Genomic DNA, 8,039 nt, shown 5'->3' with positions numbered 1-8,039 from the left:
CGCTGGAGCGACTGGAAGATCAGCATGTCGCCCGCGACATGCTCGTATATCAGGTCGAGCGCCAGCAGCGGGTGGCGCAGATGGTAGAGCACGCCCATGAAGATGACGACATCGAAGGTTCGCCCGATCGCGCCCACATCGTAGACCGACAGGTTGCGAAACTCGATGCCGCCGTAATCCAGGATTTCGGCGGCGAGCCGCGCCTGCTCAAGATAGCGCTCGTCCATGTCGATCCCGAGCACATAGTCGGCCCCGCGCCGCTTCATCTCCATCGAGTAGAAGCCCGCGTTGCAGCCGATGTCCAGCACCGACTTGCCGCTGAGATCCTCCGGCAGATACGCGGCGAACCGCCTGAACTTGAAGTTGGGATAATCACCAAGAAAGTGATCTGGCGCGGTCTCGATGTCTCCCAGTCGCAGGTTGTGAAACCAAGGCCCGAGCGCTTCGATCCGGGCCTGGAGATCACCATTGCTAGGCGGACGCGCCGCGACTCGGGTCATTGGTACAGTCTTTCGTTTACGCTCATCACCCGCGCGCCCCAGCTGCCGACGGCGAGGCGCGATACGGAGGCGGGGTCGATATCGAAGCGCAGCAGATTGTCGAGTGGCAAACCGAGATGGTGGGCGATGAGGCCACGGATGATGTCGCAATGCGTGACGATCGCGATGCGGCTCTCGGCATGCGCGCCGGCAAGCTCGGCAATCGCATGCGCCGCCCGCCGTGTCGCTTCAGTCATGGTTTCGCCACCGGGCGGGCGCGCGCTGCCACGCGCTTCGTTCCACGCATCCCACAGCGGGTCACCTTCAAGTTCGTCGAAGCGCTTGCCGGTCCAGTCGCCAAAGTCGATCTCGTCCAGCGAATCGAGCAGCGTGACCTCGAGTTCGTGCTGATCGGCGATTTCGCGGGCCGTATAGAAAGCACGCTCGCGGGGGGACGAATAGACCCCGGCGAGCGGCTCGACGCCGAGCAGGTCTCCGACGATTTCGGCCTGCTCGAGGCCCTCGGGGCTGAGCGCCACGTCGCGCCTTCGACCGGTCAGCACTTTGCCGAGCTCGACATGGGCGGCGTGGCGGATGAGGAGAACAGTTGCCGTCACCTTGTGTTCGGAACAGACATGTAACGACCTCTCTGGTTTCTCAAACCCGCCTGGCCGCTTTCCGGTTCCTTTCTCGCCGATGAACGAACCGGATGTGGAACAAAGAAGAAGAAGCTGCATTTTTGGGGTTGTAGAAGAAGAAGCTTCGCGCATGGAGCAGGTGACGGGGCCCGGTTACCTGCTCCATGCGGCAAAGGGGGAGTTGAATTGCCAGAAACGATACTGATCACGGGCGGAGCCGGATTTATCGGCCGGTTCGTCACGCGTGAATTGCTGTCCCGTGGGCACCGGGTGCGCGTCCTCGACAGCTTGATCGAGCAGGTTCACGGCGATCGCGAGCGGCCCGAGGATCTTCCGCAAGAGGTGGAACTGATCCGCGCCGACGTGCGCAATGGCGATGCGGTCGCCAAGGCGCTCAAGGGGATCGACAGCGTCGTCCACCTCGCCGCCGAAGTCGGGGTCGGGCAATCCATGTATGCGGTCGAGCGCTACACCTCGGTCAACGACGTCGGCACCGCCGTGCTGTTCGAGAAGCTGATCGAGCAGCCGGTCCGCCGTGTCGTCACCGCCTCCTCGATGAGCATCTATGGTGAGGGGCTTTACCGCGACCAGGACGGCCATATTGTCGAAGAAGCGGTTAAACCGACCGGCGGTGGCACCGGAGGCTGGGATCCCGTGGACGCGCAAGGTCGCCCACTCACCCCCGTGCCGACGCCCGAAACGAAGCGCCCGGCGCTCGCCTCCGTCTACGCAATCAACAAATACGTCCAGGAGCGACTCACGCTGACTCTCGCCGCCGCGTACGGAATGGAGGCCGCCGCGCTCCGCCTCTGGAACGCGTACGGCCCCGGCCAGGCGCTTGGCAATCCTTACACAGGCGTCCTCGCCATCTTCTCCTCGCGCCTTCTCAACGGCCAGCCGCCGATGATCTTCGAGGACGGTCGGCAGCAGCGCGATTTCGTGCATGTTCGCGACGTCGCCCGGGCCTTTTGCGACGCGCTGGAGAAGCCCGAAGCCAACATGGGCATCTTCAACATCGGTTCCGGCGCCGTCCGGACGGTGACGGAGGTCGCCGAGGCGATCGGCCAAGCCATGGGCCGCGACATCGCTCCTGAGGTTACGGGCAAGGCTCGTGTCGGCGACATCCGCCACTGCGTGCCGGACATCTCGCTTGCCGAGAACCGTCTCGGCTACCGCGCGCAGGAGGACTGGATGGCCGGGCTTCAGGAACTCGCCGAATGGGTTGGGCGCCAGACCGCGAACGACAATGTCGCCCAAGCGCGGGCCGAACTCGAAGCGCGGGGGCTGGTGGCGTGAGGGGGGCTCCTGAAATCCTCCCCGGGACGGGGAGGGGGACCATGCGGAGCATGGTGGAGGGGGCCCCGAGACCTCCTGAGTGGGTGGGGGGCCCCCTCCACCCCCGCCTTCGGCGGCGGTCCCCCTCCCCGTCGCGGGGAGGATCATTATGAGCCCCACCGACACCCGCCCCGTCCTCGTCACCGGCGGCGCTGGCTTCATCGGCTGCAACATCGCCAACAAGCTCGCCGAGGACGGTCACGAGGTCCTGATCTACGACGCGCTGTCGCGCCGGGGCGTCGAGACCAACCTCGCCTGGCTCCAGGAACGCCACTCCGGCCTGATCACTTCGGTCATCGCCGACATTCGCGACGAGGACGAACTCGCTCGCGCCGCCCGCGAGGCCAAGGCGGTGTTCCACATGGCGGCGCAAGTCGCGGTCACCACCAGCCTGGTCGATCCGCGCGAGGATTTCGAGATCAACCTCAAGGGCACGCTCAACCTGCTCGACGCGCTGCGGCTGCGTGGCGATCGGGTGCCGGTGATCTTCGCCTCGACCAACAAGGTCTATGGCGATCTGGCCGACATCGATTTCCGGCTGGAGGGGGACCGGTACGTACCCCAGCACGCTGAGGTCGCCGCTCATGGGATCGGCGAGACGCGCCCGCTCGATTTCCACACGCCTTATGGTTGCTCCAAGGGAGCGGCCGACCAGTATGTGCTGGATTACGCGCGCAGCTTCGGCTTGCCCGCGGCGGTGCTGCGGATGAGCTGCATCTACGGCCTGCGCCAGATGGGCACGGAGGATCAGGGCTGGGTTGCCCACTTCCTGATTCGCGCGCTGCAGGGGGAGCCGATTACGCTCTACGGCGACGGGCACCAGGTCCGCGACATTCTCGACGTTTCGAACGCGGTCGAGGCCTATATGCGGGCCTGGGCGCGGATCGAACGGATCAGCGGCCGCGCGTTCAACCTGGGCGGCGGGCCTGCGAACGCGGTCTCATTGCGCGAGCTGCTCGCTTTCATGGGCAAACTGCTCGGCCGGGAGATCGACGTGCGCTTCTCGGACTGGCGAGCGGGCGACCAGCGTTACTTCGTCGCGGACACCCGCGCTGCGCGCGCGACGCTCGACCTGTCCCCGGCCGTGCCGTGGAAGCGGGGAGTCGCCACCCTTGCGCAATGGCTCGGCGAATCGCGGGGGCTCAAGCCTGCAAAGGTGCCGGAGCGGGCGGCGTCGTGAGACTGCTCCTCACCGCCGATGCCGTCGGCGGCGTCTGGCAATATGCGACCGATCTCGCCCGCGCGCTGCAAGGGCGGGGAGTGGAGGTCCTGATCGCGCTGCTCGGCCCGGCTCCGTCGGCCTCGCAGCGCGAAGCGGCGCGCGATCTGACGCTGATCGACACCGGGCTGCAGCTGGACTGGCTGGCCGAGACGCCGGAGGAGGTGAGGGCGGCCGGCGACGCGCTGGCGTTGCTCGCGCAGGCGAGGCAGGTCGACCTTGTCCAGCTCAATGCCCCTGCTCTGGCCGCCGGATCGGCTTTCGACGTGCCGGTCGTCGCAGTCTCGCACAGCTGCCTGCTTACTTGGTGGGAGAGCGTGATCGGCGGGGCGTTGCCGGAAAACTTCCGCTGGCGCGTCGCGCTGCATGACGAGGGGCTCCGAGCGTCGAGCCTGGTCGTGACGCCCTCGTCCGCCTTCGCCGAGGCCACTCGCGAGGCATATGTCCTCCGGACGGCCCCGCACGTCATCCACAACGGCCGCGCCCCGCTGGCGCTGCCCGAAGTCGCCCCGCACGATTTCGCCTTCACCGCAGGGCGACTGTGGGACAAGGGCAAGAACCTGGCGACGCTGGATCGCGCTGCCGCCGCGCTCGCGGTACCGCTTTACGCGGCTGGCCCTGAAACCGGGCCCGACGGGGAAACGATCTCCTTCCAGCACGCCCGTCCGGTCGGCGTGGTTGGCGAGAGGGAGCTTGCGCGGCGGCTCGCCGCCCGCCCGGTCTTCGTTTCAGCAGCCTTGTACGAGCCGTTCGGTCTGGCGGTGCTGGAAGCCGCGTCGGCGGGCTGCCCGCTCGTCCTGTCCGACATTCCGACCTTCCGCGAATTGTGGGACGGAGCCGCGACATTCGTGAAGCCGCTCGACGACGCCGGCTTCGCAGCGGCGATCTCCCGCACCATTGGGGACGATCTTGCCCGCGCCGAGTGGGGCCGGAAAGCGAAGGAAAGGGCAGCGCGATACAATGTGAACGCAATGGCCGCCGACATGCTGGTTGCCTACCGCGGCGTTCTGGCTGCGAAGACGGGGCAGGCGAGGGCCGCGGCGTGAAGATCCTTTATTTCACTCACTCGCTTCAATCCTGCTGGAACCACGGCAACGCTCATTTCCTGCGAGGGGTGCTGAGAGAACTCGGGTCCCTCGGCCACGACGTCGAGGCGCTCGAGCCGGAAGGCGCCTGGAGCCTTCAGAATCTGCTCGCCGATCACGGACCCGCAGGAGTGGAGGCATATCAGCGCGCCTATCCCGAACTCGTCTCCCGCAGCTTCGCCCCCGATCCCGACGTGGAAGCGCTCACTGATGGCGCCGACCTCGTCATCGTCCACGAGTGGAACGAGCCGGCGCTGGTGGCCGCGATCGGCGCAATCCGGGCGCGGGGAGGGCGGTTCGATCTCCTTTTCCACGATACGCATCACCGCGCGGTCAGCGACCCGAACGCGATCCGTGCCTTCGATCTGTCCGGCTATGACGGCGTGCTCGCCTTTGGCGAGACCTTGTCCGATGTGTATCGCCGCTGGGGCTGGGGCGACCGGGTCTGGACCTGGCACGAGGCCGCGGACACGCGCCACTTCCGCCCGCCGGTGGCGGAAGAAGAGCGCGAGGGGCTGGTCTGGATCGGGAACTGGGGTGATGGCGAGCGGACGGAGGAGCTGGAAGGCTTCCTGTTCCGGCCCGCCCGGGAGGCCGGCCTGCCGCTCGACATATTCGGCGTGCGCTACCCGCCCGAGGCTTTGGCGACGCTCGATCGATACGGTGTTCGCTATCGGGGCTGGCTGCCAAACGCGCTCGCCCCCAAGATGTTCGGGAAGCATCTCGCGACGGTTCACGTGCCGCGGCGCTTCTACACGGATATCCTGCCCGGCATCCCGACCATTCGGGTGTTCGAAGCGCTCGCCTGCGGCATTCCGCTGGTTTCCGCTCCCTGGGACGATTGCGAGGGCCTGTTCCGCGTGGGCCGGGATTACCTCGCCGCCAGGGACGGCGGGGAAATGACGGACGAGCTTCGCCGCTTGCGGGACGATCCCGGGCTTCGGGCCGCTCTCGTGGCAAGCGGCCTGGAGACCATTCGCGCCCGCCACACCTGCGCCCACCGTGCCGACGAGCTGATGAGCATCGTCGCGCAGCTCGGGGCGTCCTCTCCTGTCCGGAGTGTTGCATGAAGATCGCCTTCTACGGATCCAGCCTGCTTTCCTCCTACTGGAACGGCGCGGCGACTTACTATCGCGGCTTGCTCCGGGACCTCGCCGGCCGCGGCTACGAGATTACCTTCTACGAGCCGGACGCGTTCGACCGTCAGCAGCACAAGGACATGGAAGCGCCCGAGTGGGCCCGCTCCGTGGTCTACCCGGCTACGCCCGACGCGCTGAGGGGTGTGCTCGAGGAGGCGCGCAAGGCCGACATTGTCGTCAAGGCGAGCGGCGTGGGCGTGTTCGACGGCGAACTCCTGGAGGGCATCGTCGCCCACAGCCGGCCCGACGCGATGCGCATCTTCTGGGACGTGGACGCTGCTGCCACGCTCGATGAGATGCGCGGCGACAGCCACCACCCCGTGCGTCGGACCCTTTCGCAACTCGACATGGTCCTGACTTATGGCGGCGGTCCGCCGGTGATCGAGGCCTATCAGGGCTTCGGCGCGCGCCGTTGCATTCCCGTCTACAACGCGCTCGATCCCACGACCCACCATCCCGTGGATCCGGACCCCGCCTTCGCGGCCGATCTTGCATTCCTCGGCAACCGACTTCCCGACCGGGAGGCGCGGGTGGAGGAGTTCTTCCTGCGCGCCGCCTCGGCAGCGCCCGAACGGAAGTTCCTGATCGGGGGCAATGGCTGGGAGACGAAGGGGATGCCGGCCAACGTTCGCCACCTCGGGCATGTGTACACCCATCAGCACAATGCCTTTAACTGCACGCCGCTGGCGGTGCTCAATGTCGCCCGCGACTCGATGGCCCATGTCGGCTTCTCGCCCGCCACCCGGGTGTTCGAGGCCGCCGGCGCGGCCGCCTGCCTGATCACGGACGCGTGGGAGGGAATCGAGCAATTCCTCAATCCTGACGAGGAGGTGCTGGTCGCGCGCGACGGGCAGGATGTCGCCGATCATGTCGCGGCGCTCACTCCGGAGCGCGCGCGCGCCATCGGCCGAGCAGCCCTTTGCCGCATCCTGGCGGAACACACCTATGCTCATCGCGGCGCGCAGGTCGATGCGCTCTGGCGCGCGGAACTGGCCACGGAGCGCAGCGCCGCATGAAGCTGGTCGTTCTCGGTCTCAGCCTGTCCTCATCCTGGGGCAACGGCCACGCGACCACTTACCGTGCGCTGCTCAAGGAGTTCGCGGCGCGGGGGCACGACATCCTGTTCCTCGAGCGCGATGTGCCCTGGTATGCGACCCAGCGCGACGTGGCGGATCCCGATTATTGCCGGCTCAGCTTCTACGGCGATCTGGCGGGGCTCGATCGCTGGCGTGGCGAGATTGAGCGGGCCGATGCGGTCATCGTCGGGTCGTACGTGCCTGATGGAGTGGCGGTCGGGCGTTTCGTCCACAAGCATGCGCGGGGCGTGACCGCCTTTTACGACATCGACACTCCGGTGACTCTCGCCAAGCTCGCGCTCGGCGATTTCGAGTATCTCTCGCCGGAAATTATTCGCGGCTACGACCTGTACCTGTCGTTCACCGGCGGGCCGACGCTCAAGCTTATCGAGCAGCGGTACGGATCGCCTGCCGCCCGCGCGCTCTACTGTTCGGTCGATCCCGATGCTTATCCGCCGCTCGACGTGCCGAAGCGCTGGGACCTGTCCTATCTCGGCACCTACAGTCCGGACCGGCAGCCAACTGTCGAACGCCTGCTGATCGAGCCCGCCCGCGCGCTCCCGGACAGCCGCTTCGTGGTGGCCGGACCGCTCTATCCTGCCGACATCGACTGGCCTGCGAATGTCGAGCGGATCGAGCATCTTGCGCCCGGCGATCATCCCGATTTCTATTCAGCCTCGCGCTGGACGCTGAACGTCACGCGCGCCGACATGATCGCTGCCGGCTGGTCGCCCTCCGTCCGCCTGTTCGAAGCCGCGGCCTGCGCCGTTCCCGTCATCTCCGATTGCTGGGACGGCTTGGACAGCCTGTTCGCGCCGGGCCGTGAGATCATGCTTGCCGGCACCTCGGCCGACGTGATCAATCTCCTGACCGATGGCGTCGATCCGGCTGCAATCGGCCGGGCTGCCCGAGCCCGAGTCATGAACGGCCACCGCGCGGCCGACCGCGCACTGGAACTCGAAACCCATTTGCGCGAAGCCGCCTTGGTGACTGCCTCGTGACTCGGCAGGAGAGGCCGATCGTTCTGCAGGTGAACCAATTCACCCGTTCCGAGTTGACCGAGCTACA

At 66.8% G+C, this 8,039-nt stretch carries 8 protein-coding genes; 6 read left to right on the top strand and 2 right to left on the bottom strand.

Annotated features, from left to right (window positions below; translation table 11 throughout):
* On the bottom strand, positions 1 to 500 hold a 500-nt coding region (locus tag VF631_RS03130), incomplete at its 3' end, for a DUF1698 domain-containing protein (RefSeq protein ID WP_431848812.1).
* Entirely contained in the window at positions 497 to 1,096 is a 600-nt protein-coding gene (locus VF631_RS03125; protein WP_431848811.1) for a histidine phosphatase family protein, read from the bottom strand. The genes VF631_RS03125 and VF631_RS03130, both read right to left, overlap by 4 nt.
* Positions 1,097 to 1,303: 207 nt before the next feature.
* Here VF631_RS03125 and VF631_RS03120 point away from each other — a divergent pair, with 207 nt between their 5' ends.
* From VF631_RS03120 to VF631_RS03095, 6 genes are all read left to right on the top strand, one after another.
* A complete protein-coding gene (locus VF631_RS03120; RefSeq protein ID WP_431848810.1) occupies positions 1,304 to 2,413 on the top strand; it encodes an NAD-dependent epimerase/dehydratase family protein in 1,110 nt (369 codons plus the stop codon).
* Positions 2,414 to 2,561: 148 nt separating this feature from the next.
* Positions 2,562 to 3,632 (top strand): SDR family NAD(P)-dependent oxidoreductase, encoded by a 1,071-nt coding sequence (locus tag VF631_RS03115; RefSeq protein WP_431848809.1) that lies wholly within the window; start codon positions 2,562 to 2,564, stop codon positions 3,630 to 3,632.
* A complete protein-coding gene (locus tag VF631_RS03110; protein ID WP_431848808.1) occupies positions 3,629 to 4,717 on the top strand; it encodes a glycosyltransferase family 4 protein in 1,089 nt (362 codons plus the stop codon). The genes VF631_RS03115 and VF631_RS03110 overlap by 4 nt, the downstream gene beginning before the upstream one ends.
* Positions 4,714 to 5,826 (top strand): CgeB family protein, encoded by a 1,113-nt coding sequence (locus tag VF631_RS03105; RefSeq protein ID WP_431848807.1) that lies wholly within the window; start codon positions 4,714 to 4,716, stop codon positions 5,824 to 5,826. The genes VF631_RS03110 and VF631_RS03105 overlap by 4 nt, the downstream gene beginning before the upstream one ends.
* Positions 5,823 to 6,911 carry a CgeB family protein gene (locus tag VF631_RS03100; RefSeq protein ID WP_431848806.1) on the top strand — a complete coding sequence of 363 codons (1,089 nt, stop codon included), beginning with the start codon at positions 5,823 to 5,825 and terminating at the stop codon, positions 6,909 to 6,911. The genes VF631_RS03105 and VF631_RS03100 overlap by 4 nt, the downstream gene beginning before the upstream one ends.
* A complete protein-coding gene (locus VF631_RS03095) occupies positions 6,908 to 7,972 on the top strand; it encodes a CgeB family protein (RefSeq protein ID WP_431848805.1) in 1,065 nt (354 codons plus the stop codon). Before VF631_RS03100 ends, VF631_RS03095 begins: the two co-directional genes overlap by 4 nt.
* Positions 7,973 to 8,039: the final 67 nt, after the last annotated feature.

Origin of the sequence: Allosphingosinicella sp. (assembly GCF_036387615.1) — a bacterium.
Lineage (GTDB): Bacteria > Pseudomonadota > Alphaproteobacteria > Sphingomonadales > Sphingomonadaceae > Allosphingosinicella.
The sequence above is the reverse complement of the archived record's forward strand: the minus strand, read 5'-3'. Positions and strand labels throughout refer to the sequence as shown.